At 73.7% G+C, this 25,939-nt stretch carries 22 protein-coding genes; 6 read left to right on the plus strand and 16 right to left on the minus strand.

Features of this window, described 5'->3' with window-relative positions:
• Window positions 1-6: 6 nt before the first annotated feature.
• A complete protein-coding gene (locus JS756_RS17415) occupies window positions 7-2,358 on the minus strand; it encodes an immune inhibitor A domain-containing protein (protein ID WP_205384014.1) in 2,352 nt (783 codons plus the stop codon).
• Between the two features lie 519 nt (window positions 2,359-2,877).
• On the opposite strand from JS756_RS17415, the gene JS756_RS17420 reads away from it, so the two are divergent.
• Window positions 2,878-3,168 carry a hypothetical protein gene (locus JS756_RS17420; RefSeq protein WP_205384101.1) on the plus strand — a complete coding sequence of 97 codons (291 nt, stop codon included), beginning with the start codon at window positions 2,878-2,880 and terminating at the stop codon, window positions 3,166-3,168.
• A 23-nt stretch (window positions 3,169-3,191) separates the two neighbouring features.
• Here JS756_RS17420 and JS756_RS17425 read toward each other — a convergent pair whose 3' ends face one another.
• The gene (locus JS756_RS17425) at window positions 3,192-3,869 is read right to left on the minus strand and encodes an RDD family protein (RefSeq protein WP_205384015.1); all 678 of its coding nucleotides are present in this window, start codon (window positions 3,867-3,869) and stop codon (window positions 3,192-3,194) included.
• Window positions 3,870-3,964: 95 nt separating this feature from the next.
• Complete coding sequence (locus JS756_RS17430; protein ID WP_205384016.1) at window positions 3,965-5,533, minus strand: RDD family protein; 1,569 nt, start codon at window positions 5,531-5,533, stop codon at window positions 3,965-3,967.
• 231 nt (window positions 5,534-5,764) lie between these two features.
• On the opposite strand from JS756_RS17430, the gene JS756_RS17435 reads away from it, so the two are divergent.
• The gene (locus tag JS756_RS17435; RefSeq protein WP_205384017.1) at window positions 5,765-6,175 is read left to right on the plus strand and encodes an SsgA family sporulation/cell division regulator; all 411 of its coding nucleotides are present in this window, start codon (window positions 5,765-5,767) and stop codon (window positions 6,173-6,175) included.
• 14 nt (window positions 6,176-6,189) lie between these two features.
• Here the strand turns inward: JS756_RS17435 and JS756_RS17440 are convergent, their stop codons facing one another.
• Window positions 6,190-7,605: an FAD-binding oxidoreductase gene (locus tag JS756_RS17440; protein ID WP_205384018.1), complete on the minus strand. Its 1,416-nt coding sequence runs from the start codon at window positions 7,603-7,605 to the stop codon at window positions 6,190-6,192.
• 91 nt (window positions 7,606-7,696) lie between these two features.
• Here JS756_RS17440 and JS756_RS17445 point away from each other — a divergent pair, with 91 nt between their 5' ends.
• A complete protein-coding gene (locus JS756_RS17445; RefSeq protein WP_205384019.1) occupies window positions 7,697-9,139 on the plus strand; it encodes a tetratricopeptide repeat protein in 1,443 nt (480 codons plus the stop codon).
• A gap of 15 nt (window positions 9,140-9,154) precedes the next feature.
• Here JS756_RS17445 and hppD read toward each other — a convergent pair whose 3' ends face one another.
• Entirely contained in the window at window positions 9,155-10,303 is a 1,149-nt protein-coding gene (gene hppD / locus JS756_RS17450) for a 4-hydroxyphenylpyruvate dioxygenase (protein ID WP_205384020.1), read from the minus strand.
• Window positions 10,304-10,427: 124 nt separating this feature from the next.
• Between hppD and JS756_RS17455 the strand changes: the two genes are divergently transcribed.
• The 3 genes from JS756_RS17455 (at window position 10,428) to JS756_RS17465 (ending at window position 11,808) form a co-directional block, all read left to right on the plus strand.
• The gene (locus tag JS756_RS17455; protein WP_205384102.1) at window positions 10,428-10,907 is read left to right on the plus strand and encodes an Lrp/AsnC family transcriptional regulator; all 480 of its coding nucleotides are present in this window, start codon (window positions 10,428-10,430) and stop codon (window positions 10,905-10,907) included.
• Between the two features lie 124 nt (window positions 10,908-11,031).
• Window positions 11,032-11,619 carry a winged helix-turn-helix domain-containing protein gene (locus tag JS756_RS17460; protein ID WP_205384021.1) on the plus strand — a complete coding sequence of 196 codons (588 nt, stop codon included), beginning with the start codon at window positions 11,032-11,034 and terminating at the stop codon, window positions 11,617-11,619.
• Between the two features lie 12 nt (window positions 11,620-11,631).
• Window positions 11,632-11,808 (plus strand): hypothetical protein, encoded by a 177-nt coding sequence (locus JS756_RS17465; RefSeq protein WP_205384022.1) that lies wholly within the window; start codon window positions 11,632-11,634, stop codon window positions 11,806-11,808.
• 64 nt (window positions 11,809-11,872) lie between these two features.
• Here the strand turns inward: JS756_RS17465 and JS756_RS17470 are convergent, their stop codons facing one another.
• The 11 genes from JS756_RS17470 to JS756_RS17520 form a co-directional block, all read right to left on the minus strand.
• Window positions 11,873-12,664: a YlbL family protein gene (locus JS756_RS17470; protein ID WP_205384023.1), complete on the minus strand. Its 792-nt coding sequence runs from the start codon at window positions 12,662-12,664 to the stop codon at window positions 11,873-11,875.
• A gap of 298 nt (window positions 12,665-12,962) precedes the next feature.
• On the minus strand, window positions 12,963-13,604 hold the full coding sequence (locus tag JS756_RS17475; RefSeq protein ID WP_205384024.1) for an IclR family transcriptional regulator: 642 nt from the start codon (window positions 13,602-13,604) through the stop codon (window positions 12,963-12,965).
• Window positions 13,605-13,932: 328 nt separating this feature from the next.
• Window positions 13,933-15,738, minus strand: coding sequence for a DEAD/DEAH box helicase (locus tag JS756_RS17480; protein WP_205384025.1), 1,806 nt, complete (start codon window positions 15,736-15,738; stop codon window positions 13,933-13,935).
• Between the two features lie 128 nt (window positions 15,739-15,866).
• Window positions 15,867-16,250 carry a type II toxin-antitoxin system death-on-curing family toxin gene (locus tag JS756_RS17485; protein WP_205384026.1) on the minus strand — a complete coding sequence of 128 codons (384 nt, stop codon included), beginning with the start codon at window positions 16,248-16,250 and terminating at the stop codon, window positions 15,867-15,869.
• The gene (locus JS756_RS17490; protein ID WP_205384027.1) at window positions 16,247-16,447 is read right to left on the minus strand and encodes a ribbon-helix-helix protein, CopG family; all 201 of its coding nucleotides are present in this window, start codon (window positions 16,445-16,447) and stop codon (window positions 16,247-16,249) included. The genes JS756_RS17485 and JS756_RS17490 overlap by 4 nt, the downstream gene beginning before the upstream one ends.
• 39 nt (window positions 16,448-16,486) lie before the next feature.
• Window positions 16,487-18,007 (minus strand): MFS transporter, encoded by a 1,521-nt coding sequence (locus JS756_RS17495; RefSeq protein WP_205384028.1) that lies wholly within the window; start codon window positions 18,005-18,007, stop codon window positions 16,487-16,489.
• Window positions 18,008-18,109: 102 nt separating this feature from the next.
• Complete coding sequence (locus tag JS756_RS17500; protein WP_205384029.1) at window positions 18,110-18,790, minus strand: SUKH-4 family immunity protein; 681 nt, start codon at window positions 18,788-18,790, stop codon at window positions 18,110-18,112.
• Window positions 18,791-19,120: 330 nt separating this feature from the next.
• Window positions 19,121-21,430: a xanthine dehydrogenase family protein molybdopterin-binding subunit gene (locus JS756_RS17505; RefSeq protein ID WP_205384030.1), complete on the minus strand. Its 2,310-nt coding sequence runs from the start codon at window positions 21,428-21,430 to the stop codon at window positions 19,121-19,123.
• On the minus strand, window positions 21,427-23,169 hold the full coding sequence (locus tag JS756_RS17510) for a 2Fe-2S iron-sulfur cluster-binding protein (RefSeq protein ID WP_205384031.1): 1,743 nt from the start codon (window positions 23,167-23,169) through the stop codon (window positions 21,427-21,429). Before JS756_RS17510 ends, JS756_RS17505 begins: the two co-directional genes overlap by 4 nt.
• On the minus strand, window positions 23,166-24,059 hold the full coding sequence (locus tag JS756_RS17515) for an FAD binding domain-containing protein (protein ID WP_205384032.1): 894 nt from the start codon (window positions 24,057-24,059) through the stop codon (window positions 23,166-23,168). Before JS756_RS17515 ends, JS756_RS17510 begins: the two co-directional genes overlap by 4 nt.
• 224 nt (window positions 24,060-24,283) lie before the next feature.
• Window positions 24,284-25,900: a beta-N-acetylhexosaminidase gene (locus tag JS756_RS17520; protein WP_240203915.1), complete on the minus strand. Its 1,617-nt coding sequence runs from the start codon at window positions 25,898-25,900 to the stop codon at window positions 24,284-24,286.
• Window positions 25,901-25,939 lie beyond the last annotated feature (39 nt).

The following is a 25,939-nucleotide window of genomic DNA, read 5'->3' on the forward strand; positions in this document are numbered from 1 at the left end:
CGTGTACTACTTCGCCGACGGTCCGACCAGCAGGGTCATCGACGAGCCGCTCCACGGCTGCCAGAGGATCCGGATGCTGGTGTCGGTGTCAGTGACCTTGACGCCGGCCAGCGGGTTCGACGCGTCGTAGTAGCTCGACCTGCCGTCGTCGAAGACCGGGACGCCGCGCTGCGACTTGACCTTGGTCTCGACGTCGGCCTTGTGGAGCGTCAGCGCGTCCGTCCGGTACCAGCTGAAGGTGGAGTCGTAGGACTGGATGCGGTTGCGCATCAGGGTGCCGTCGGTCCACTTCAGGGCGTTCGGGTGGGCGTCGACCGGAAGGATCAGGCCCTCACCCGGGTGCGCGCTGGTGTTGTCGTCCGCCTGGGAGGTGTCCCACTTCCAGATCAGCAGACCGTTCTGGTACGGGTAGTGCTCCACCCAGTCGGGGCGGGTCGACGAGAAGCCGAAGTTGTACGGGCCGGTCTTCAGCGTCTTGTCGTACGACACGTACTGCCGGTTCTCGGCGATGTAGTACTGCGCGTAGTCGTCCGTGATGGACGCGCCGATGCGGGAGAAGCCGTTGGCCGTCCAGGCCGAGTCCGCGGACTCGACGTCGTCGGCGAACAGGACCGCACCGTCGGCGGTCACGCTGATCTCGTCGGCCGCGAAGCCCTTCTGGGCCACGCCGCCGTCGGTGGCGTAGCGGAAGCGCACCTGGACCTTCTGGCCCGCGTAGGCGTCCAGCGGGAACGTCAGCTTCTGGTAGGCGTCCACCGTACCGGTGAGCGCCGGCTTGTCGCTGCCGTCGCGCGGGATGGCGGTGCCGTCGGCGAGGGTGCCGTCGATCGGCGTGAAGGTGGCGCCACCGTCCGTCGACACCTCGGTGTAGAGGTAGTCGTAGTCGGTCTCGATGTCCCACCAGCCGTCGAGGGTCAGGCTCGCGGAGGACTTGCCGGTCAGGTCGACCGTGCGGGTCAGGGTGTTGCGCAGGTCGTCACCGCTGCCGCTCCACCACTGCATCGAACCCTGCGCCGGGGCGACGACGTCGGTGGTGACCGTCTTCTCCGGCAGCGAGACCACGACGGCCTGCGGGTTCTTGGTGTTGTACTCGGCGACGCCGACCTTGTGCAGGCTGTACTTGCCCGCCTTGGCGGTGTCGTAGTTCAGCCAGCCGAGCTGGAGCTTGTCCCAGGCGCTCATGTCGCCGGGCAGGTCGCCGATCGACTCCTTGCCGGTGCCCAGCCAGGAACCGGAGGACATCAGCGTCCAGAAGCCGGTGCCGTTCTCGCCACCGCCGGAGGTGTCGTACTCGTCCGGCAGGCCGAGGTCGTGACCGTACTCGTGGGCGTAGACGCCCAGGCCGCCGTTCTCCGGCTGGATGGTGTAGTCACCGACCCAGATGCCGCTGTCGCCGATCTGCGTGCCGCCGAGCTTGTTGGCGTCCGGGCCGGTGGATCCGGCGTCGGTGCCGAAGGCGTACCAGCGGTGCGCCCAGATCGCGTCGGCACCCTGCGCGCCGCCGCCCGCGGACTCGTCCTCACCGGCGTGGACCAGCTGGAAGTGGTCGATGTAGCCGTCGGGCTCGTTGAAGTTGCCGTCGCCGTCGTAGTCGTAGCGGTCCCACTGGTCGAACTTGGACAGCTCCGCCTTGATCTCGGCGGGGGTCTCACCGGCCGCCTCGCGCTGGGCGACCCAGGCGTTGACGCCGTCCTGGACGGCGTACCAGGCGCCGGTGGGGGCGTCGTTGGAACCGTAACGGGCCTCGTTGTAGGGGATCTCGACCCAGTCGGTGACCTCGCCGTCGACCGAGTAGCGGCCCGAGGACTGCTTCTCGTAGTACTTCTTCAGCGACTCGACGCCCTTGCCGGTACCGAAGTACAGGTCCTGGAAGTGCTTCTGGTCGTAGTCCGCCTGCCAGGCGGTGCTGTTGTTCGTGGCACGGTCCGGCTGCGCGATCTGGTTGTGCAGCGGGCCGGGGGTGCCGCCGTAGCGGCTGTCGATCTGGTCACCGAACTCGACCAGGATCGTGAAGATCTTGTCGGTCCTCTCGCGGCCGAGCTCGACGTACTTGCTCCTGCCGTGACGGCTGTCGAGCTGGACGACCTTCGAACCGTCGCGGTTCTTGACGGCCGCCTTGCCGGATATGACCTGCTTCAGGGCTTCTTCGTGCTGCGCCTCCTGCGTCTTGCTGAGCGGGCCGTCGAAGTCGTGCTTCTTGGCCTGTGCGGGCTGCGGGTCCTGACGGTCCGCCGCCGGCGCCTGGGCCGGCGGGTTCTCCGCGGCCTGGGCGGCGGCGAACGTGGAGAACGTCGCGGACGCCGCAGCCAGCGCGACACCGATGGCCGCAGCTCTGAACGTCCAGGGTCTACTGGTCACTTGAGTTCCTCCCCCGCACCGGCGCGCGCGGCAGAGGTGGGCCCTGGTCATGGCGGGAACCGCGCACGCGTGTTCAGCGCGTGTGTTCAAGTGACGTCATTTGACTAGAGGTTTAGAAGAAAAGACAGACCTTGACTTGCACAGGTCAATTGCACTATGCGGAGCTGACGTCCGCTTTACGGACAGCCGGGCCAGGGCCCCCGAGGGGGCCGACACCCCCGTACATACCCCCCTGACTCCCCCTCCGGGGACCCGTCCACACTCCCCCGTCGAGCCTCCGGGACCCGGAAAAATTTCTCCGGCCCGCGCCGGCTCCCGCCGTGAACTTCCCCCCGAACCACCGTGGAACCCCCGTCGAGCCCCCGCAGTCCGCCCGGTGACTCGCCGGTGACTCCGTGCGCCCCCCGTGCACCGGCCCTGTTGGTTAGGTCACGCTTACCGTTCGTTCCGCTCGGGCATGCACGCGAATAGAGTCGAGACACCCCCGCTTCCGAGGACACGATTGCCATGCCTGGTCCGCTGCCTCGTCCGACCGTGGCACAGCTCGCCTACGGTTCCTGCACCGTCGTCTTCTCGACGCTCGCCATGCTGCTGCTGTCCCGGACGAGTTCGGGCCCCGCGGTCGCGGTCGTCGCCGTGGCGGCGCTCGCGCTGGGTCTGCTCGTCGCGATGACGGTCCCTGCGCCCAAGACGCCCGAGGCGACCGAGGCATCCGAGACGTCCGCGGCCTCCACGGCGTCCGAGTCGCCCGCGCCGGACGGGACGACCGCGTCCGCCGAGCAGAACGAACGGCAGCCGGTGGCCCCCTGACTCCACGTCCGGGACGGACCGGGTCACGTCAGGGCGACCACCACCGTCTTCGCCGCCTTGTCGTGCAGGCCCTGCTTGTAGGGCTTGTCGAAGAAGCTCCAGCCGCCCGCGATCGCCGTCCAGACGCACGCACAGCAGAACGCGAACGGGATCCACAGCACCAGGGCGCGGATCAGCGAGGTCTGCACGGTGGGCGTGGCGCCGTCGTCCAGATTGGCCACCCGCATGCCGAGCAGCCTCTTGCCGAGCGTCTGGCCCGTCCTGCTGATCAGGAACGTGTCGTAGCCGACGTAGAGCACCGCGGCGACGACGGCCTGCGCCAGCGACTTTCCGACCTGGATGGTGTTGCTGTCCACGGTGTACTCGGTGACGCCGAAGCCCCACGTGAGCAGCCAGACGACGACACCGACCAGGATCATGTCGATGATGCGGGCGAGGGTCCGCTTGCCGCTGTCGGCCAGCGGGGGCATGCCGGCCAGCGGATCGGCGGGCCCGCCCGCGCCTCCGGGCGGACCGGCGCCGTAGGGGCCACCGCCGTAGGGGCCGCCGGGGGGCGGTCCCTGGCCGTACGGGCCGCCGCCCGACGGGGTGTCGTACGGTGAGCCCGATCCCTGCCCCGGGCCGGGACCGGACGGGGACTGCTTCCTGAACGGGTCGTCTTCCGGCGGCTGTCCGGACCCGGGGGGCGGTTCGGTGCTCATGAGCCGAGTCGACCGCGAACCCCCCGGCTCCGCATCCGGCGAGCGGCCGGAAGGAGTATCGGGCACCGGGCGGACCGGCCGTGCGGCCTATCGGGTCAGCCCGCGACGAACGTGTGGGCGGCCTTGTCGTGCCAGCACTGGTGCCACGGCCGGTCGAACAGGCACCACGCGACGCCCACGAGCCCGATGCCCAGCAGGCCGGGGACGCTGTAGACCAGCCAGCGCCGCAGGGCCACGCCGAAGGACGGCGGCTCGTGCCCCTCGATGTCCTGCACCTGGAGACCGAGGAGCTTCTTCCCCAGGGTGCGGCCCCACCGGGCGGTGGGCAGTGCCTCCACCAGGACGCCGGCCACCAGCAGCACCGCGAGGACGATGCCGAGGTAGACCGACGTGGTGCCGTCGACGATCCACACCGTGACGGTGTGTCCGGACAGCTCGGCCGCGTCGATCTTCTCGTTGACGTGGTCGACGGTGCGCAGGCCGAGCGGGACCGCGGCGGCGGAGGTGACCGCCGCGAGGACCAGGGTGTCCACGAGCCGCGCGGCGAGCCGCCTGCCGAGCCCGGCGGGCCGGGCCGCGGCCTGGCGGCGGGCCGCCGCCAGGAAGGGGTCGTCGACCGGGGGCTTCCAGGGTGCGACGGGCTGCTCCTGCTCGCCCGCTTCCGCCAGCCGGTGGACCTGCTGCGCCCAGGAGGCCTGGCCGCCACCGGGGCCACTGGTGATCGGGGCGGCCGAGGCCGATGCCGCCGGGTCCGCCGCGGGAGCCGCCGCCTGGTGCGGCACACCCGGAGCGGCGGTCGCGGCCCGGGACGCGGCGGCACCGGGCCCGCCCGCCGGGGCTCCGGTGCCGTACGGCGGGCCGGACGCGGCCGGGGCGGATGCCCCGGACGCCGGCCCGGGTGCCGCGCCCTGCCCCGGTGCCCGGCCCTGGCTCTGTGCGGCTGCCGCACGGTCGGCGGCGGCCTTTCCCGCGGCGAAACCGGGCCCGGACGCGGCGGCGGGAGTCCCGGATCCGGCCTGCGGGGTGCCCGCGGAGGCCGCGCGGACCGGCCCCTGCGTGCCGAAGCCCGCGCCCGCGGGGCCCGCGGCCCGCGGATCCGTGCCGCCCGCGCCCGCCGTGCCCGTTCCCCCCGGCTCGCCCCGACCCGGCGAGGCCGCAGGACCGAACAGCATGGTGCCCTCGTCGCGTTCGCCCTGCGCGGCGGCAGGGTGCCGGAAGACGACGGTTCCCGGAGCGGGGGCGGCGCCGTCGGCCGCCGGGGCGGGGCCGGGTGACGGCGCCGGGACCCTCGGGTCGGCTCCCTGGGCGGGGGTGCCCCAGGAGACGCGGTGCTCCTCGCCGAAGCCGGACTGGCGGGAGCGGTCGGCGCCCCAGGCGGATGCGGGTTCCGCAGGGGTGCCGCGCTGCCCCTCGGCCGCGGGCTGCGACCGCGGGTCCTCGTCGAAGAAGTGCGGACCGGTCTCCTCCACGGACGGCGCCGCCGGCTGCGGGGGACGCGCGCCGGGCGGCGGGGCGAGCGGTTCGCCGTCGGTCGGTGCCGGACGGCTGGTGCCCGGTACCCAGGCGGAGCCGTTCCAGTAGCGGACGTATCCGGGGATGGACGGGTCCGGGTAATACCCTTCGCGGGGCCTGTCGTCGCCGGGGGCCGGGGTTGGGGCGCTCATGTCCGTCGTCCCGTATCTGTCTCGGAGGTGAGTTGGGGGGCTCCACATCTATCAGACGAGCGCTGCCACCACTGCCCGTCCGTCAGTACCGACTCCTTTCCGGGCAACGGCGTGCATCCGTCTTCGCGACCGGGGAGGAAAATTTTCGGAACCCGCGTAATGCTTCCGGCCCGGCCCTCTCTCTTCACGTACGGGCCCGCCCGAGGGCCCCCGACGAGAGGACCGAACCTCATGCACACCGTGGTCGAGCGCGAACTGGAACTGAAGCTCGTCCTGTCGCCGGAGCAGAGCGTCCCGGTTCCGGCCAGGCTCAGCTATCGCACCGGCGACCCCTACGCCGTGCACGTCACCTTCCACGTCAACTCCGACCACCCCGTCCGCTGGACGTTCGCCCGCGAGTTGCTGGTGGAAGGGGTGTTCCGGCCGTGCGGGCACGGGGACGTGCGGGTGTGGCCGACGAAGGTGGACGGTCGCAGCGTCGTGCTGATGGCGCTGACCTCGCCGGACGGCGACGCCCTGCTGGAAGCGCCGACGCCGCAGGTGTCGGCCTGGCTGGAGCGGACGCTGCGGGTGGTACCGCCGGGCGCGGAGGGCGAGCAGCTCGGCATCGACGACGCGCTCGACCAACTGCTCGCCCGGTGAGACCCGCGCCCGGGTCAGAACAGCTTGCCGGGGTTCAGCAGGCCGAGTGGGTCGAAGACCTGCTTGATCTGCCGTTGCAGATCCACCCCGACCGGCCCGATCTCGCGCGCCAGCCACTCCTTCTTCAGCACGCCCACGCCGTGTTCGCCGGTGATGGTGCCGCCGAGTTCCAGGCCGAGGGCCATGATCTCGTCGAAGGACTCGCGGGCGCGCCGCGACTCGTCGGGGTCCTGCGCGTCGAAGCAGACCGTCGGGTGGGTGTTGCCGTCACCCGCGTGCGCGCACACGCCGATGGTCAGACCGTGGACGTCGGCGATGCGTTCGACCCCCTCCAGCAGGTCGCCGAGCCGGGAGCGGGGCACGCACACGTCGTCGATCATCGTGGTGCCCTTGACGGCCTCCAGCGCGGTCAGCGACAACCTGCGCGCCTGGAGGAGCAGCTCGGACTCGGCCGCGTCGTCGGCGGGGACGACCTGGGTGGCGCCGGCCGCCTCGCACAGCGCGCCGACGGCAGCGAGGTCGGCGGCGGGGTCGGGGGTGTCGAAGGCGGCCAGGAGGAGGGCCTCGGTGGTCTCGGGAAGGCCCATGTGGGCGAGGTCGTTGACGGCCTTGACGGTCGTACGGTCCATCAGCTCCAGCAGGGACGGGACATGGCCGCCGGCCATGATGCGGCACACCGCGTCGCAGGCCTCCGCCGCCGACCGGAACTCCGCGGCCAGCACCAGTTGCTCGGGAGGCTTCGGCCTCAGCGCCAGCACCGCCCGCACGACGATGCCGAGGGAGCCCTCGGAGCCGACGAAGAGGCGGGTGAGGTCGTATCCGGCGACGCCCTTGGCGGTGCGGCGGCCGGTCGACAGCAGCCGGCCGTCGGCCAGGACGACGTCGAGGCCGAGCACGTACTCGGCGGTCACGCCGTACTTCACGCAGCACAGGCCGCCCGAGGCGGTGCCGATGTTGCCGCCGATCGTGCAGGTCTCCCAGCTGGAGGGGTCGGGCGGGTAGTACAGGCCGTGTTCGTGGACGGCACGGGAGAGGTCGGCGTTGACGACGCCCGGTTCGACGACGGCGATGCGGTCGACCGGATCGATCTCCAGGATGCGCCGCATCCTGGTCAGCGACAGCACGATGCAGCCGTCGGAGGCGTTGGCGCCGCCCGACAGGCCGGTGCGGGCGCCCTGCGGGACGACGGGCACGCGCAACCCGGTGGCGGTGCGCATGACGTGCTGGACCTGTTCCACCGTGCGAGGCAGGACGACCACGGCCGGGGTGCCGGCCGGGCAGAAGCTCGCCATGTCGTTGGCATAGGAGGCCGCGACGTCGGGGTCGGTCAGGACGGCCTCCGTGGGCAGGCCCGCCCGCAGCCGGTCGACGAGGGTGCCGCTGCCTGCCGTGCCCGCCGGGCGGGGCGCTTCGATACGGCTCATGATCACAGGTTCGCACCGGGGGCCATCGGTGTGAACCCCGTGTACGGCAGACGCCGCATGCCGGGGGAGGTGACCGTGGTGACGCACAGTGAGCGCCATGGAGAACAGTGCCACGGAGAACAGCGCCGAGCAGCACGCCGGGAAGCACGGGAAAGGCGCGCGTCCCCGCGCCTGGCGGCGATGGGCACTGATCGCGTCGCTCGCGGGCTGCCTCGTGCTCGGCCTGGTGCTGATGTGCCTGCCGCCGGACCGGTCCGCGACGAGACCCTCCGTCCCGGCCGCAGGGGCCCAGGCGCGGGCGGCGCTGACAGCCGGGGCACCGGCCGCGCTGCCGGATCTCGCGGTGCTGGTCGAGGAGCAGGAGGCGGTTGTGCGCCGCCGTCCGGAGGACGCGGGGGCGTGGGCGCTGCTCGGCACCGCCTACGTGGAGCTGGGCCGGCGGACCGCTGAGGCGGGCTCCTTCCCCGAGGCCGAGCAGGCGCTGCGCGCCTCGCTGCGGGCGGCGCCGAAGGCGAATCCCGAGGCGCTGGACGGGCTGGCGGCGCTGGCGATCGCGCGCCGGGACTTCCGGGCGGCGCGGGGTTTCGCCGACTCGGCGCTGAAGCAGCGGCCCGAGCGGTGGCGGACCTACCCGCTGCTGATCGAGGCCTGTGGCGGCCTGGGCGACCACAAGGCCGTCCTGCGCGCCCTGGACCGGATGCTGGAACTGGGCTCCGGGCCGGCCGTGCGGGCGTCGGCCGCCGCCGTCTACCGGGACAGCGGCCGGCGGGAGGACGCGGCGGCGGCGCTGGCGGACGCGGCGGCGGCGGCCCGGGGACCCGCCGAGCGGGCGGCCTACCTGGAGCGGGCCGGTGAACTGGCCTGGGAGCGCGGGGACCGGGAGGATGCGCTGCGGTACTTCCGGGCGGCCGTGCGCATCGATCCGGACCAGCGGGCGGCGCAGGCCGGTCAGGGGCGGGTGCTGGCCGCGCTGGGGCGGACGTCGCAGGCGCTGAGCGCCTACCGGATCGCGCTCGCCAAGCGCCCGGATCCGGAGTACGCGCTGGAGCTGGGCGAACTGTACGAGTCGCTGGGGCTGGCCGACGCGGCGCGGGTGCAGTACGACCTGCTGCGGGCGCGGGTGCGGCAGAACTCGGCCGCGGGCGTCGACGGCGATCTGGTGCTGGGCCGGTTCGAGGCCGACCACGGGGATCCGGCGCTCGCGGTGCGCATGCTGCGCGCCGAGTGGAAGCGGCAGCCGGCCCCGGCGGTCGCGGACGCGCTGGGCTGGGCGCTGCACCGGGCCGGGGCCGACGAGGAGGCGCTGCGGTACGCGGCGATCGCCACCGACCGGGCGCACGGCGGCACGGTGCGCAGTGCGCCGTACGCCTATCACCGGGGGGTGATCGAGCGGGAGCTGGACCGGTACGGGCCGGCCCGCAGGCACCTGGAGGAGGCGCTGCGGATCAACCCGTACTTCTCCCCGGTGCAGGCGCGGGCCGCGCGGGAGACGCTGCGGGCGCTGGGCGAGCCGTCGGTCGAGGACCCGCCCGGGCGCTGATCGCGGCGGTGCGGTCTACAGGTTGCCGCGCCTCTCCTGCTCGCGCTCGATCGCCTCGAACAGGGCCTTGAAGTTGCCCTTGCCGAAGCCCATCGAGCCGTGGCGTTCGATGAGCTCGAAGAAGACGGTCGGCTTGTCCTGGACCGGCTTGGTGAAGATCTGCAGCAGGTAGCCGTCCTCGTCGCGGTCGGCGAGGATCTTCAGCTCGCGCAGGGTCTCGATCGGCACGCGGGTGTCGCCGACCCACTCGCCGAGGGTGTCGTAGTACGAGTCCGGGGTGTCGAGGAACTGCACACCGGCGGCACGCATGGTGCGGACCGTCTGCACGATGTCGTTGGTGTTGAGCGCGATGTGCTGGACACCGGCCCCGCCGTAGAACTCCAGGTACTCGTCGATCTGGGACTTCTTCTTGGCGACGGCGGGCTCGTTGATCGGGAACTTGACCTTGAGCGTGCCGTCGGCCACGACCTTCGACATCAGCGCGCTGTACTCGGTGGCGATGTCGTCGCCCACGAACTCCTTCATGTTCGTGAAGCCCATGACCTTGTTGTAGAAGCCGACCCACTCGTTCATGCGGCCGAGCTCGACGTTGCCGACGCAGTGGTCGACGGCCTGGAACGTGCGCTGGGCGGGCGGCTCGACGATCGGGGCGGCGGCGACGTACCCGGGCAGGTAGGGGCCGTCGTAGCCGGTGCGCTCGACGAGGGTGTGGCGGGTCTCGCCGTAGGTGGCGATCGCCGCGAGGACGACGGTGCCGTGCTCGTCCTTCATCTCGTACGGCTCGGCGACGGACGTCGCGCCGTGCTCGATGGCGTAGGCGTAGGCGCGGCGGGCGTCCGGGACCTCGATGGCGAGGTCGATGACGCCGTCGCCGTGCTCGGCCACGTGCTGGGCGAGGAAGTGGCCCCAGGTGGTGGCGGGCTTGACGACCGAGGTGAGGACGAAGCGGGCGGAGCCGTTCTCCAGAACGTAGCTCGCGGTCTCACGGCTGCCGTTCTCCGGTCCGGAGTAGGCGACCAGCTTCATGCCGAAGGCGGTGGAGTAGTAGTGCGCCGCCTGCTTGGCGTTGCCCACGGCGAAGACGACCGCGTCCATTCCCTTGACCGGGAAGGGGTCGTCCTGCCGGGCGGTCGTGTCGGGAGTGTGGTGTGTGGTCTGCGTCATGGCCGCAGCCTGGTACCAGTCGGCAAGGTGCGCAATAGTTTGCGTGTCGACCGGGCAATCTGCCCAGCAGTACGCCCGCTTCGGCGGACTTTCTGTACAGGATGCCCAGCTCCGGGAGGCTGATGTGGCGATCGATCATCTGGACGGCCGGATCATCGTGCTCCTCGCGCAGGAGCCGCGGATCGGGGTGCTGGAGATGTCCCGGCGGCTCGGAGTGGCCCGCGGGACGGTGCAGGCGCGCCTGGACCGGCTCCAGTCGAGCGGCGTCATCCGCGGTTTCGGCCCGCAGGTCGACCCGGCGGCCCTCGGTTATCCGGTCACCGCGTTCGCGACGCTGCAGATCCGGCAGGGCCAGGGCACCGACGTGCGGGCCCACCTGGCGACGGTGCCGGAGGTTCTGGAACTGCACACGACGACCGGCACGGGGGACATGCTGTGCCGGCTGGTGGCCCGCTCGAACGCCGATCTCCAGCGGGTGATCGACCGGGTGGTCGGGATCGAGGGCATCGTCCGGGCCTCCACGGCGATCGTGATGGAGAACCCGGTGCCGCTGCGGATCATCCCGCTCGTCCAGCAGGCGGCGGAGGACCGGACCGCAAGCTGAGCCCCCCGGGGGGCTCCGGCGCGGGGCGGCAACGGCGGCACCCCGGGGCGGTCGGGGACGACCCCGCACACGACTTACAAAGAAGGCCTTGCAAAACTCTCTTTGCATAGATACCTTTGCATGCATGCCGGAGGAGCACCACGAACGGAAACGACGCCGGCTGGACGCCCGCTCGTTGCGGGGGCTCGCCCACCCGCTGAGGATGCAGCTGCTCGACACCCTGCGGGTGCACGGCCCGGCCACTGCCTCCCAGCTGGGTAAGCGGCTCGGCGAGTCCAGCGGCGCCACCAGCTATCACCTGCGCCAGCTCGCGTCCCACGGCTTCGTCGAGGACGCACCCGAGCACGGCAAGGGGCGCGAGCGCTGGTGGCGGGCGGTGGACCAGGGCCTGGTCTTCGACAGCGCCGACTTCCAGGGCGCCGGCCCGGAGGTGCGGGCGATGACCGAGGCCTTCCTGCACGAGATCGCCGGAACCCACGCCCGCGAGCTGTCCGCCTGGCTCGGCACCCGGGACGCCTGGTCCGACGGCTGGGCCCGCGCGAGCGACATGAGCGACGCGACCCTGCGGCTCACCCCCGAGCTGGCCGCCGAACTCGTCCACGAGATGCACGCCCTGATCGACGGCTACCGGAACCGGGTCACCGGGCCGGACCGAGCCGGCACCGAGCAAGTACGCATTCACACGCACCTGTTCCCCATCGAGACGGATTGAAAGGGCACCGCCATGCGTATCGAGACCCAGCTCGCCCGCCACCACGCCGCCGAACTGCGCACCCGGGCCGACGCCCACCGCCTCGCCACCGGACTGCGGACCCCGCTGAACCTGCGGGCCCGTGTCGGCAGGACCCTGATCTCGGCGGGCATGCGCCTCACCGCCCCTGTGCCGGCCCACGCCGTCTGAACCCGTCCCCCCGTCGCGGGGGGACCGCCGTCCCGGCCCGGCCGGGCGGGTGTCCGCGACGGCGTCAGCAGCTCGGTACCGAGCCCTTCCCCTTCTCCAGGGCGGTCAGCGCGTCCACCGCGCTCTCCAGGGTCGTGACCGGCACCAGCCGTAGCCCCTTCGGCAGCTCGGACCTGGCGTCGGCGCACTCGGCCCTGGGCACCAGGAACACCGTCGCCCCGTCCCGCCGCGCCGCCTGCGTCTTCAGGGCCACACCGCCGACCGGGCCGACCCTGCCGTCGGCGTCGATGGTGCCGGTGCCGGCGATCGTGCGGCCGCCGGTCAGGTCGCCGCCGCTGCCGTCGCCGTCCAGCTTGTCGATGATGCCGAGGGTGAAGAGCAGCCCGGCGCTCGGGCCGCCGACGTCGGCGAGGGTCAGCGTGACCTTCACGTCCCGCTCGCTGAGGTCCAGATAGTCCAGCGCCGCCGCGGTCGCCGCGTCCTGGGACTGGCGCATCTGCTCGGTGTTGTGCCGCTCGATCTCCTTGACGCTCTCCCCGCTGGGGTAGACCGAGTCGCGGGGCATGATCGCCTGGTCGGTGGCGAACCAGCCGTCGATCACGTCGCCGAGCGAGACGTCCGTGTCCGGGGACGTGGCCTCGATGGTCGTCATCCGCAGTTCGCCACGCGTCTGCCGGGTCGGCGCCCCGGAGATCGTGATCACGGGCGTGCCCTTGTTGTCGCCCAGCACGTTCGCCGTCATCCCCGGCTGCGCCACGGAGAACGGCAGCGGCGCGAGGGCCGCCGTGGCGATCAGGGCCACGACGGGCAGCGCGCAGACGGCGACGGCCTGGAGGCGTGTGAGGCGAGAGAGCACGAGGTCAATCTAACGTGCGGCCGGTGTCCTATCCGGCCCCGGTCACTGCACGCAGGGACATCCGGCCGGCGGATCCGGCGGCACACGGCGTCCGGAGCCGGGACGGCACCGGACGCCGGGCACCGGGGCGGCAGGCGGCAGGCGGCAGGCGGCAGGCGGCAGGCGGCAGGCGGCAGGCGGCAGGCGGCAGGCGGCAGGCGGCAGGCGGCAGGCGGCAGGCGGCAGGCGGCAGGCGGCAGGCGGCAGGCGGCAGAGGGTGCGACGGGCCCCGCCCGGCCCGGGTGGGCGCCCGCCCCGGTCAGCGCAGGGCCTCCGCGACCTCCCGCGCCGCGTCCATGACCCGCGGGCCCACCCGCTCCGGCACGGCGTCCGCGAGCATCACCACGCCCACGCTGCCCTCGACCCCGGTGACCCCCAGCAGCGGCGCCGCGGCCCCGCTGGCCCCGGCCTCCAGCTCCCCGTGCGTCAACGTGTACCCGGGGTCACCCATCGGCTGGGCCCGCGCCGCGAGGATCGCCCGCCCCGCGGCCCCGCGATCCAGCGGATGGCGGAAGCCGGCCCGGTACGCCACGTGGTAGTCCGTCCACGTCGGCTCCACGACCGCCACGGCCAGCGCCTCGGTCCCGTCCACCAGCGTCAGGTGCGCGGTCGCGCCGATGTCCTCGGCCAGGGCCCGCAGCGCCGGCAGGGCGGCCTCCCGCACCAGCGGATGCACCTGGCGGCCGAGCCGCAGCACGCCGAGCCCCACCCGGGCACGCCCGCCCAGATCTCGCCGCACCAGGGCGTGCTGCTCCAGCGTGGCGAGCAGCCTGTAGACCACCGTCCGGTTCACGCCCAGTTTGGTGGAAAGCTCGGTGACGGTCAGCCCGTGGTCCGTGTCGGCCAGCAGCTTGAGGACACGTAGTCCCCGGTCGAGCGTCTGAGAGGTCTCCGCGGTCACGACGCCCACTCCTCCATGTGGTGAGGGAGGCGGCCTACCGCGGCGATGGGGGTCACCGAGTCCCGTCGGCGACGCGCTTCAGAGGCCGCCGATCGGTGACGGTCCGGGGTGTCCCGGACCCGGTCGCTTCACGGCTGCGCTCCGCGGCGGCGCTGCCACGGGGCGTGTGCGTAGCGGGACAGTAGCGAAGCAGGTTCGCTGAGCGGAAGGCTCCGTCCAGAATCCGGTCAGTGGCCGGTATGGAGTACCTGTCTTTGTACCGATACGTACGGCGCACGCCCACACCCCCGCACCTCCGGCCGCACCGTCGGTACGGCCGGCTGCGGGGTCACTTCATCCGCGTCGCCCACTCCTGGACCTTGGCGATGCGCTGGCGCAGCTGTCCGGCCGTGGCCTCCGCGCTGGGCGGGCCACCGCACACGCGCCGCAGTTCGGTGTGGACGACCCCGTGCGGCTTGCCGCTCTGGTGGACGTAGGCGCCGACCATGGTGTTGAGCTGCCGGCGCAGCTCCATCAGCTCCTTGTGCGTGACGACGGGACGCCGCTCGGCCGGCAGTTCGAGCAGGTCCGCCTCGCCGTCGGGCTTCTTGCGGCTGTGCGCGATCTGCCGGGCCTGCCGCTTCTGCAGCAGCAACTGCACCTGCTCGGGTTCCAGGAGGCCCGGGATGCCCAGGTAGTCCTGCTCCTCCTCGCTGCCCGGGTGGGCCTGCATGCCGAACTCGTCGCCGTTGTACGTCACCCGGTCGAAGACGGCGTCCGACTCCAGCGCCTCGAAGGGCAGCATGTCCTGTTCGCCGGTGTCCTCGTCCTGCTGCCGCTCGGCCTCCTGGAGGAGCTTGTCCTCCTCCGCGTACGGGTCCTCCTCGCCGTCCTTCTTGGGGCGGTCGAGGACGTGGTCGCGCTCGCGCTCCATCTCGCCCGCGAAGGACAGCAGGTCGGGCACGGTGGGCAGAAAGACGCTGGCGGTCTCGCCGCGGCGGCGGGACCGCACGAAGCGGCCGACGGCCTGGGCGAAGAAGAGCGGGGTGGAGATGGTGGTGGCGTACACGCCGACGGCCAGCCGGGGCACGTCGACGCCCTCGGACACCATGCGGACGGCGACCATCCACCGGTCGTCGTTGCCGCTGAACTCGTCGATCCGGTCGGAGGCCCCGGAGTCGTCGGACAGCACGAGGGTGGCCCGGTGGCCGGTGATGTCGCGGATCAGCTTGGCGTAGGCGCGGGCGGAGTCCTGGTCGGAGGCGATGACGAGGGCGCCTGCGTCCGGGACGGCCTTGCGCACCTCGGAGAGCCGCTGGTCGGCGGCGCGCAGCACGGACGGCATCCAGTCGCCGCGCGGATCCAGGGCCGTGCGCCAGGCCTGGCTGACGGCGTCCTTGGTCATCGGCTCGCCGAGCCGGGCCGCGACCTCGTCGCCGGCCTTGGTCCGCCAGCGCATGTTGCCGCTGTAGGACAGGAAGATGACCGGGCGGACGACGTTGTCGGCGAGGGCGGAGCCGTAGCCGTAGGTGTAGTCGGCGGCGGACCGCCGGATCCCGTCGGTGCCCTCCTCGTACGCGACGAACGGGATCGGGTTGGTGTCGGAGCGGAACGGCGTACCGGTCAGCGCCAGCCGCCGCGTCGCCGGCTCGAACGCCTCCAGGCACGCCTCGCCCCACGACTTGGAGTCGCCGGCGTGGTGGATCTCGTCGAGGATGACGAGGGTCTTGCGCTGCTCCACCCGGTTGCGGTGCAGCATCGGCCGCACCCCGACACCCGCATAGGTCACGGCGACGCCGTGGTACTCGCGGCCGAGCGGCCCCGCGCTGTACTCCGGGTCGAGCCTGATCCCTATCCGTCCGGCCGCCTCCGCCCACTGCTTCTTCAGGTGCTCGGTCGGCGCGACCACGGTCACCTGCTGCACGACGTGGTGGTGCAGCAGCCAGGACGCCAGCGTCAGCGCGAAGGTCGTCTTGCCGGCGCCGGGCGTGGCGACGGCCAGGAAGTCACGCGGCTGCTCCTGGATGTACTTCTCCATCGCCCCCTGTTGCCAGGCACGCAGCTTGCTGGCGGTGCCCCAGGGGGCTCGGCCGGGAAAGGCCGGCGACAGGTGGTGCGAGTGGGACGAACTGGAGCTGGCGGCGGTGGTAGTCACGGTCTCCGTACGGGGGTCTGGCGGCTCGGCTCTCGGCTGGGCATGACGACCGGGCCACCCTACCGGCGGCAGGACGCCCTCCACGCGCGAACCGGGCGGGGCCGGCCACGGGTGGGACTGACGTCACATCAGTCACCCGCCAAGTCCCGCAACGCCTCCGAGATCGTCTTCACCTCGTCCACGCTTCCGGTCGCCACGGCGATGACCAAGCGCTCGGCGGCGTTGATGTCGGGGCGCAACTGGACCTCGTTCAGAGCGAGGAAGACGACGCAGGACACCCAGGCCGTGCGCTTGTTCCCGTCGACGAAAGGGTGGTTGACCGCGAGTGACTGCAGCAGCGCCGCCGCCTTGCCCCACAGGTCGGTGTAAGCCTCCTGCCCGAACATCGCGGCCGACGGCCGGTGCACCGCCGACTCCAGCAACCCCGCGTCGCGCACGACGACGTCCTGATCGTCCACGGCGTGCCCGGCGATGGCCAGGACATCCTCGGCCGAGAGGTAGACGCAGTTCACTTGAGCCGCTCCAGCAGCTCGGCCCATTTGGCGGTCTGCGCCTTGGCGGCCTTGCGGACGAGCGCCTCATGAGCCGTCCTGGCCAGGTAGTCGTCCACAGCCCTGAGCAGTATGGCGTGCATGCTGACGCCCTCCTCCTCGGCTCGCAGCTTCAGTGCTTCCGTCTGGTCGTCGCGGAGACGCAGATTCATGGCCATACCAAAACGGTACCACCGTTGGGGTCAAACTGGTACCACTCAGCTTTCCCTGCTTCGAAGTCGCGTCGTCACCCACGCCCCCGTCAACGCCACCACCGCCATCGGCAGGAACACCGCGGCGAAGGCGGCCGGGTGGGAGGCGCCGACCGCGGTGGCCGTCGCGGTGTGGGTGACCGTGCCGCCGCCGAGGGCGGCGAAGGCCGCACCGCCCGCCGCGAGGAGCAGGATGTCGGACAGGCCGTCGGAGATCTGCAGCGCGGCGGAGTTGGCGCCGGCCTCCTCGGGAGCGGAGAGCTTCAGCAGCAGCACCCCGGTGGAGGAGATCACCAGACCCATGCCGAAGCAGCCGAACGCCCACGCCGCGGCCACCGTCCACACCGGCACGGAGTGGATCAGCACGCTGGGCGCGGTGGCGATCGCCGCCGCCACCAGCACCATGCCGCCCGTCATCAGCCGCTCCCGGTGCGGCTCGGCCCACGGCCGGGACTGCACCCAGGAACCCAGCGCCCACGTCCCGCCGCCCGCGGCCAGCGAGAAACCCGCGAGCGTGGGTGCCAGCCCGCGCTCGGTCACCAGCATCAGCGGCACGAAGGACTCGGCCGCGATGAACGCGCCGGCCGCGACCCCCCGCAGCAGCACCACGGAGGGCAGTCCCCGGGCCGCCCGCCAGGTGCCGCGGGGCAGCAGCCCCCGCACGGCCGGCACGAGCAGGGCGGCGCCCGCTGCACCCGGCAGGAGCGAGATCCAGCGCGGGTCCTGGGCGGCGTACTGCAGCAGCCCGGCGCCGAGGCAGACCACGAACGCCAGCCGGATGCGGCGGCGGCCGGAACCGGCCGGCTCCGTGGGCCGAGCGGCGGACCGGACCGGGCCGGAGGCCCGCCGCCGTATCTGCGGCACGGCGAGCGCCAGCGGGAGGACCACGAGCACCGGGATCCCGATGAACACCCACCGCCAGCCGAGGTGCTCGGTGACCGCGCCGGCGGCCAGCGGGCCGACGACGGACGGCACGATCCAGCTCGCCGCGAACGCCGCCATGATGGCCGGACGCAACCGCTCGGGGTAGGCCCGGCCGACGACGACGTACAACGCGACGATCACCAGGCCGCCGCCGAGGCCCTGCACCGCCCGGCCCAGGATGAACGGCCACATCGCGCCCGCGGTCCCGGCCAGCAGCAGGCCGGCCGCGAAGGCCGCGATCCCGGCGGTCAGAGCGCCCAGCGGGCCCCTCCGGTCCGACCACTGCCCGGCGAGCACCATCCCGAGCAGGCTCGTCGTGAAGTACCCGGAGAAGGCGAACGCGTACAGCGACACCCCGTGCAGCTCCCGCGCGGCCACCGGCATCGCCGTCCCGACGGCCGTCGCCTCGAAGGCGATCAGCAGCACGACCGACACCATGCCGATGCTCAGCGACCGGTAGGCGCGGCCGAGCACGGTCTCCCCGGGGGCGGTACCGGGCCCGGGCAGAGGAACCGACGGGGAGGCGGGCACGGGAGCGGGCGCGGTGGCGCCGCGCGCCTCGTCGTCCGGATCGATCACGTCGCTGGGTTCGAGGGCGGTCATGCCCGACAGCGTAAGGTCCACGAGCTCGTTTGACCCCTGTCGCAAGTCCCTCACCAGCAGCGACCTTCGTCCTAGGTCCCCGCTGGGACCTGCTGGGACCTCCTAGGGGCGGCCGTCGACCTGCCTCCGGCGGCCCGGCGCGGCGCACCGGGTGCCCCGCCGTCCGGGACGCGGGCGTCTGCGGGGTGCCGCGTCCGCCTGCGGGACGTCGCCCGCGGGGAGCGGCGTCCGGTCGAGCCCCGCCACGGTCCGCGCGGCGGTCCGCGTGGACTGCCACAGGGTGAAGGCGAGCGCGGCGACGTCCGCCTCCAGCGGGCGCGGGGCGCGTCCGGAGCCGCTCCAGGCCAGGACCCTCCCCGTGGGACCGTCCAGGACGGCGTGGGTCCCACCGGTGAGACCGCCGAGGCACAGCCTCAGGTCGGCCCCCGCAGGCAGCGGCGGGACGCGGCGGTCGGGGTACTCGTCGGCGGCGTACTCCGTGAGCGGGCGCAGCGGCGCGTCCAGGTCGAGCGCGAAGCCGGGCGCGTACTCCGGCAGACCGACGTCGCGCAGGAAGCGACGGGTCGGCTCGTGCGTGAGGGCGGGCGGGAAGTCGAAGTCCTCGAAGCGGACGATCCGGCCGCGGCCGAAGGCGTCGTCCAGCAGACGCGGCGGCAGGTCCAGGCTCAGGCCGGAGCGCGTGGCCGGTGCCACGGACCCCGGCGCCGGTGTCCACCGGCCCCGCGCCGCGCTCGTCGGGCCGTGCAGCTCCGATGCGTCCGGAGTCATCGTGCTGGTGCTCATGCTTCCCCCGTGCGTGACATGTCGGCCGCGCCGTCACCGTGCGCGGCGGCCGTCCCACTGCCTCCACACTAGGACCCGCCACCGACAACGCTCCGCCCGACAGGACGCCCGAACCGGGTCCCGGCGTTCCCGGCCGTCCCGTCGCACCGGTTCGGTCGCGCCGGCCACGCCGCCCGGGTCCGCCCCGAACCGCACCCGGTCCCACCTGCCGGAGCCCGCAGCGGAGCCGCCGGGTGGCCCCGCTCCCCCGTTGCGCGCAGCCGGCCTCCGACCGGACGCCGCGGGGACCGGCACCGCCGGTCCCCGCGGCGGCGGCCAGGGCCCGCGGGCTCACCTGGCGGTGACCACCGCCGCCTGCGGCCGGACGGGGAGGCGGTTGACCGGGCGGCCCGTGGCCGCGCGCACCGCGGAGGCGATCGCCGCGGGGGACGTCACCACCGGCACCGCACTGGCCGACTTCGCGCCGAAGGGGGCGACGACGTCCCGCTCCTCGACGAGCTTCACGATCCTGATGTCGGGCACGTCCAGGGCCGTGGGGAGCGCGTAGCCGGTGAGGTCCGGATGCCGGATCAGACCGCGCGGAGTGCGCAGGTTCTCCGTCAGGGCGATGCCCACGCCCTGCGTCACACCCGCCTCGATGCGGGCCGCGAGCTGGACGGGGTTGAGCACCCGGCCGACGTCCTGGGCGACCGCCAGTTCGACGACCCGGACCGAGCCGATCTCGATGTCGACGTCCACCACGGCGCGGATCGCGCAGAAGGACATTCCGACGAAGGCGTCGCCCTGGCCGGACTCGTCCAGGGGCTCCGTGGGGTGCGGACGGCACTGGGCGGTGGCCCACAGCTCCTTGCCCTCCAACGCCTCCGTCACCGTGGTCGACAGCACGCCGTCGTACGACGTGATCTTGCCGTCGGTGATCTGCAGCAGTTCGGTGGACATGCCGAACTTGTGGGCCAGGGGCTGCAGGAGCTGGGTGCGGACCATCTTCGCGGCCCGTTCCACCGCGCCGCCGGAGACCCAGGTGTGGCGGCCCCGGCAGCCCGCGCCGGCCGGGGGCTGCTCGGTGTCCACGGGCGCGACGTGCACCTCGTCGATGCCGAGCGTGTCCTGGACGATCTGGCGGGCGAGCGTCGTGAAGCCCTGGCCGGTCTCCACCGCCGCGCACAGGACCGTCGCCGCACCGCCCTGGACCCTGACGGTGGCCGTGGAGACCTCGTCGGCGCCCTCCGCGCCGAGCATGTGGACCATGCCGAGGCCGTAGCCGACGCCTCGGCGCACGGCGCCCGGTTCGCCCGCTCCCTCGGGGCCGCCGGGCAGCAGCCAGTCCTCCTCCGGGGTGTCCTTGGGCAGGGGCGGGAGGGGGTGGTCCCGGACCGCCTGGAGGAGTTCGGCCACGGGGGCCGGGCAGGTGACCGTCTGGCCGGTCGGCAGGACGTCGCCGGTGGCCATCACGTTGCGCAGGCGCAGTTCCGCCGGGTCGACGCCGAGCTTCTTGGCGAGCTTGTCCATCTGGGCCTCGTGGGCGGCGCACACCTGCATCGCGCCCTCGCCGCGCACATGGCCGGAGGGCGGGTTGTTGGTGCGGACGGCCCAGCCCTCGATGAAGGCGTTCGGGACGACATAGGGGCCGCAGGCAAAGGCGACGGCGGCGGCGAGGGCGTCCGAGGAGGTGTCCGCGTACGGCCCGGCGTCCAGCAGGATCTGCGCCTCGACCTTCACCAGCCTGCCCTCGGCGTCCGCGTGGTGGCGGTAGCGCAGCAGGGTGGGGTGCCGGTGGGCGTGGCCGAGGAAGGACTCCTCGCGGGTGGCCGTCAGCTTCACCGGGCAGCCGGTCCGCAGGGCCAGGAGGCCGAGCGGGAGCTGGAAGCCCAGGTCCTCGCGGTCGGCGGTCGCGCCGGGCACGCCGGTGACGACGACCTTCACCCGCTCGGGTTCGAGGCCGTAGCAGGCGGCGAGCGTGTCGCGGTCCGCGTGCGGGTCGGTGGAGGCGGTGTAGAGCTCCACCCCGCCGTCCGGGCGCGGCACGGCCAGGCCCGCCTCGGCGCCGATCGGCGCCGGGTCCTGGCGGCCGATGCGGTACAGGCCCTCGACGACGATCTCGCCGACCGCCTCCGGGTCGCCGTGCCGCAGCGGGATGTGCCGGATCAGGTTGCCGTCGGGGTGCAGCGGCTCGGCCTCGAAGGCCTGCTCGGGGTCGGTGACCGGGTCGAGCACGTCGTACTCGACGATGACGGCCGCAGCGGCCATCCGCGCGGTGTCGGGGTGGTCGGCGGCGACGGCCGCGATGGGCTCGCCGTGGTGGCGCACGATGTCGGAGGCGAAGACCGGCCGGTCCAGCCTGTCGCGGCCGTACAGCGGGCGGCCGGGCACGTCCTCGTGGGTGATGACGGCCCGGACGCCGGGCATCTCGCGGGCGTGCGTGGTGTCGATGGACCTGATGCGCGCGTGCGGGTGCGGTGAGCGCAGTACGGCCGCCCACAGCAGCCCCTCGGCCCACAGGTCGGCCGCGTAGGGGAAGGTGCCCTCGGTCTTGGCGTGGGCGTCGGCGGGCTGCAGGGGGGTGCCGAGGCCGTGCGGGAGGGACTCGGCGGCGGGTGCGGCCTCGCCGGCGGTCGTCGCGGTGACGGCTTCGTTGCTCACCCCTGGCCTCCATCCTGTTCCCGGCCCCGGCCGCTTCCGTGGGCCGGGCCGTCGTGTCCGTGCGCCGCCCCGTGGTGGGGCACCCCGCCTTGGGCTGCCGTCTCGTAGGCCGGGGCGGCCGATGCCCGGACGCCGCCGGCCCCAGGGCCCGCCTGGTGCGGGATGTGCCCCTCCTCGGCCTCCGGTCCGGTGCCGGCGGCGGCGTGCGCCTCGCGTTCGGCGACGACCTCCTGGACGGCCTCCACGACGCCCCGGTAGCCGGAGCAGCGGCACAGGTTGCCGCAGAGCGCCGTGCGGGTCTCCAGCTCGGTCGGCGCCGGGTTGCCCTCCAGCAGGTCGTGCACGGTCATCGCCACGCCGGGCACGCAGAACCCGCACTGGACCGCGCCGCACCGGGCGAGCGCCCGCTGCACGTCCGACGGCCGTCCGTCGGCGGCCAGGCCCTCGACGGTGCGGACCTCGCTGCCGGCCGCGGTCACGGCGGGCACCAGGCAGGAGGCCACGAGCCGGCCGTCGACCTGGACGTTGCACGCCCCGCACTCGCCCTGCGAGCACCCGTCCTTGGCACCGGCGAGCCCGAGTCGCTCGCGCAGCACGTACAGCAGCGACTCGCCGATCCACGCGTCGGGGACGGGGCGCTCGGTGCCGTTGACACGCAGGACGTAGGAGACGAGGGGGTGCTCCTCGTGCAGGGCCGCCGGCGCCTCGGAGCGGGCCGCTTCGGCCGGTGCCGCGGGCGCCTGTCCCGGGTCCGCCGCATCGGACTCGGAGGGTCCGGGAGCAGAGGAGCCGGGCGCGGCGGGTCCGCCGGTGCCGGGGCCGGCCGGTTCGGGCGGGGCGTCCTCGGGGGTGGGCGTTTCGAGGCCCACGGGCCCGGACGCGTCCGGCTGCGGCCCTGCGGCGCCGTCGGGGCCCGCGGCGGGCTCGGCGGCGGCCTGCCCGGGGGACCCGGGGGCGTCCGCGAGGTACTGGGGAGCGGCGTGCGGAGCGTGCTGCACGTGCTCCGCCGGTTCCGCGGAGTGCGCGCGACCGGCGGACTGCGCCGGGTCCGGCGCACCGGGTACCGGTGCGGTCCCGGGGGCCTCGGCGGGCGCGCCGCCCGGCCCGGCGGGGTCGGCGCCGTACGGCTGTGCGGGCGCGGCGGGGTCCGGCTGGGTCCACGGCCCGTCGGCCCCCTCGTTCGCCCAGGGGGCCGGGGCGCCGCCGGGCAGGGTGGCGGGCGCGGTGGAGCCCCACTCCTCGACGAGGGAGGACGTGGTGTACTCGCCCGACTCGTCCGGCAGGTCGCCGTCCGCGACGGGGATCGACCACTGGCCGGTCACGTCGTGGCCCGGTGCCGGGGCGCGCTCGGACGCCGCGGCGGCCTCGTCGAAGGTCCACTGGCCGGTCGCACCGGGGTCGTGGGCGAAGCGGTCGTCGGGGCCGGACCGGTCGGCGTCGGCACGCGGGTCGTGCCGGCCGGTCCCGTCGGCGGGCATGCCGGGCACGGCCCAGCTGCCGGTGGCCGCCGGGTCGGTGTCGGCGGTGGTGCCGGGGGCGACCGTTATCGGCGGCGGCACGTAGCCGTGTCCGGGCGCGGCGAGCGGGCTGTCGCCGGCGAGCAGGGCGTCGATGCCGCCCTCGGGGAGTTCGACGAAGGCGGTGGCGCCGTCGTCGTAGTCGCCCTGGGGCAGCGGATCCCAGCGGCCGCCGCCGTGCGGTGGGTCGTGTTCCTGTCGTCCCTGCCGGTCGTCGGTCACGACAGCGCCCTCCCCAGTGCTCGTCGGGCCAGCGCGGCGACGGTGCGCCGCAGGTGCAGTACGGCGGGCGGAAGCGCGGCCACGGTGCCGTCCCCGGCCGGCTCAGGGTCGGGGATGCAGGCCGCGGCGACGTACTCGCCGAAGGCGTGCAGGGCTTCGGGGACGATCGCCCGGCTGTTGTCCCAGTCGATGAGCCGGGCGACCCACTGCTCGGCGTCCAGGGGCCTGAGCGGCATCGGCGCGATCGCGCCCACCGCGCAGCGGACCCCGCGGCGGGCGGGGTCGAGGACCAGCGCGACGGAGGCGAGGGCGCGCCCCGGGCCGGTGCGGCCGGTCGCCTTCAGGAAGACCTGCGGGGCGTGCAGCAGCGGCACGCGCACGTACCCGATGAGTTCTCCGCCGCGCAGCATCTCCACGCCGGCCAGCAGGTGCGACACGGGGACCTCGCGGCGTGCTCCGCCGGGACCCGCGACGATCAGGGTCGCTTCGAGGGCGGCCAGCACGGGCAGGGCGTCGCCGGTGGGTGCGGCGGAGGCGATGTTGCCGCCGAGGGTGGCCGCGTTGCGGATGTGCGGCGGACCGGCGGCGCGGGCGGCGGCGGCGAGTGCCGGGATGAGGGCGGCGAAGTCGGGACGGCCCATGCGCGCGTGCGTGAGGCCCGCGCCGAGCAGGGCGTGCCCGTCCTGGTACTGCCAGCCGCGGATCTCGCTGATGCGGTTCAGGCCCACCAGCGCGGCGGGCCGGAGCTGTCCGGAGTTGACGGCGGCCATGAGGTCGGTGCCGCCCGCCACGGGGACGGCCGCGGGCATGGCGGTGAGCGCTGCCACCGCCTCGTCCAGCGTCGTGGGCAGCGTCACGGCCTGCGCCGCCTGCGGTGCGTGCGTGGTCAAAACCGGCTGCCCCTTCCCGCTGCCCCACCTGGTCCCGCCTGTTGCGCCGTACGGTACGTGCTGACAGGGCGGACGTGGCAACTCTGGCACATCTTTGCAAGAGCCGAGGACGGGGGTGTGCCGGACGACGTTCGCGCACCTCACCGGGCGGACGGTCCGGTTTCGCACGGCATCACCGGTGCAGGTGAATTGCCACTCTTCGGTGACCCTGCCGGGGTTTCCCCCTACCTGTTCGGGGGCGGCCCGTCGAACGGGCGGCCGAGGACGCCCGGGCGTCGCTGCCAGGGCCGGGGACCCCCGGGCGGCCGGTAGGCGACCCCGAGGGCGTCGAGCCGCGGGTAGTGGTCGGCCATGCGGCGCTCGAAGTCCGCGTAGTCCCGCTGCTCGGGCGGGGGCAGGGTGCTCCAGGCGACCTCGGCGAAGGCCGCCAGCCGGGGGTGGGTCTGGTAGTCCACGCGCGCCTGGTCCTCCAGCGCCTCGGTCCAGACGTTGGCCTGGGTGCCCAGGACGTGCCGGGCCTCGTCGCCGGTCAGCTCCGGCGGCACGGGCTCGAAGCGGTAGACGTCCTCCAGGGTGCGCACGTGGCCGATCGGCACCGGCTCGTCCTCACCGGCCGCCTGCCGGTGGTCCAGGTAGACCTGCTGCTCCGGGCACATGACGACGTCGTGGCCGGCGCGTGCGGCGGCGATCCCGCCCGCGTACCCGCGCCAGGAGGACACGGCCGCGCCCGGCGCCAGGCCGCCCTCCAGGATCTCGTCCCAGCCGATGAGCCTGCGTCCGCGTGCGGCGAGCCACCGGTCGAAGTGCCCGATGAACCAGGCCTGGAGCGCGTCCTCGTCCGCCAGTCCGAGTTCCCGCACGCGGGCCTGGGCCGCGGGCGAGCGCCGCCACTGGTCCTTCGGGCACTCGTCACCACCGACGTGCACGAACGCCGAGAACTCGGCGGCCTGCGCGGGGAACAGGTCCAGCACCTCCTCGAACACCCCCTCGTAGAAGCGGAGGGTGGCGTCGGTGGGGGCCAGTACGTTCGGGCTGATCCCCCAGGTGTCCCAGACGGTGAGGGCGGCGGTGTCGACGACGTCGGTGTTGCCGAGTCCGGGGTACGCCGCGACGGCGGCCTGGGAATGGCCCGGCACGTCGATCTCCGGGACGACGGTGATGTGCCGCTCGGCGGCGTGGGAGACGATCTCGCGGATGTCGTCCTGCGTGTAGTACCCGCCGTGCGGGCGCTCGTCCCACAGGGGTGAGGCGCGGTGGCCGAACTTGGAGCGCGCCCGCCAGGAGCCGGTCCGGGTGAGCTCCGGGTACCGCGCGATCTCGATGCGCCAGCCCTGATCGTCCGTCAGGTGCAGGTGCAGCACGTTCAGTTTGTGCGCCGCCATCAGATCCAGCTGACGCAGGATCCCTTCCTTGGGGATGAAGTGCCGGGCGACGTCGAGGAGGAGGCCCCGCCAGCGGAACCGGGGCGAGTCCTCGACATGGACCTGCGGCAGCCGCCATCGCCGGCCGGGCAGCGGGGCGCGCCGGTGGGCGTCGGGGCCGAGGAGCTGCCGCAGTGTCTGGGCGCCCCAGAACAGTCCGGCCGGGCCGCCGCCGGCCAGATCCACGCCCCGCGGCGTCACGGACAGCCGGTAGCCCTCCGCGCCGAGGTCCCGGGCGGCGTCCGCGGGGAGCGACAGGCGGATGACGTCGTTCCCGTCCGCCCCGCCCGGCGCGAGCGGCAGACCGGTGGCCTGCGTCAGGGTGGCCCGCAGCCAGCGCTCCGTCCGCTCCGTGCCGGCCTCCGCGGCCAGCGCCGTGCGCGGTCCCAGCTCCAGGAACGAGGCCGCGTGCTCCGTCATACGGCCGGGCTTGGGAATCACATGCACCCCGTCGGTCCA

The organism is Streptomyces actuosus, from assembly GCF_016921115.1.
In the GTDB taxonomy this organism is placed as follows: Bacteria; Actinomycetota; Actinomycetes; order Streptomycetales; family Streptomycetaceae; genus Streptomyces; species Streptomyces actuosus_A.